The following is a 797-nucleotide window of genomic DNA, read 5'->3' on the forward strand; positions in this document are numbered from 1 at the left end:
TGGCGCAGGCGCTGCGCCGCGTCGAGCGTGCGGCGCGCCTCCTCGGCCAGCTTCTCGCCGGCGGCCGTCAGCGTCATGCCGCGCGAGCTGCGCTCGAACAGCTGCACGCCCAGTTCCTCCTCCAGCGCCTTGATCTGCGCGCTGACGGCGGGCACGCTGGTGAACACCTTCTCCGCGGCGCGGGTCAGGTTCCGTTCGGCCACGACGGCCAGAAAGCTCTTCAGCTGGTACAGCTCCATGGGGCGGGATTGTGACCAGCCGCCGGGCCGGCCGCGTTCGGATTCTTCAAACGCCCGTTCCAAACAAGCGCATGGACCGCGCGCGGGGCGGCGCCCAGACTGCCCTCCCATCGCAGTTGCCAAGAAGGCCGGTCGCCATGACGCCCACCTCCTCTCCCATTGCCGCCACCGTCGCGATGCTGTTCGCGGCGATTTCCTGGGGCAGCCTGTTCCTCGTCGGCAAGCCGGTGCTGGGACGGTTGGATCCGGTCTGGTTCACCGCGGTCCGCTACCTGCTGGCCGGCGTCGGCATGACGCTGCTGGTGATGCGCTTCGGCCAGCGCCCCTGGGACAAGCTGAGGACGCACTGGGTCACGCTCACCGGCCACGGCGTGCTGGGCTACGGCTTCTTCGGCGTGCTGGTGCTGGAGGGCCTGAAGCTGTCCCTGCCCTCGCACGGCGCGGTGCTGATGGCCACGATGCCGATGACGACGATCCTGCTGCGCTGGCTGCTGGACGGCCACCGGCCCGGACTGGGCGTGGCCGGCGCGGCGGTGCTGGCGCTGGGCGGCGTGGTGC

Annotated in this window: 2 protein-coding genes; one reads left to right on the forward strand and one right to left on the reverse strand. The window is 70.9% G+C overall.

All coding sequences use genetic code 11. The annotated features are described in order from the left end of the window. Positions 1–239 (reverse strand): LysR family transcriptional regulator (locus FUT87_RS13475; RefSeq protein ID WP_147241351.1); only part of this gene is annotated, 239 nt, incomplete at its 3' end. A gap of 137 nt (positions 240–376) precedes the next feature. On the opposite strand from FUT87_RS13475, the gene FUT87_RS13480 reads away from it, so the two are divergent. Next, positions 377–797 (forward strand): DMT family transporter (locus FUT87_RS13480; protein WP_186830524.1); only part of this gene is annotated, 421 nt, incomplete at its 3' end.

It is taken from the genome of Mitsuaria sp. TWR114 (assembly GCF_007997345.1).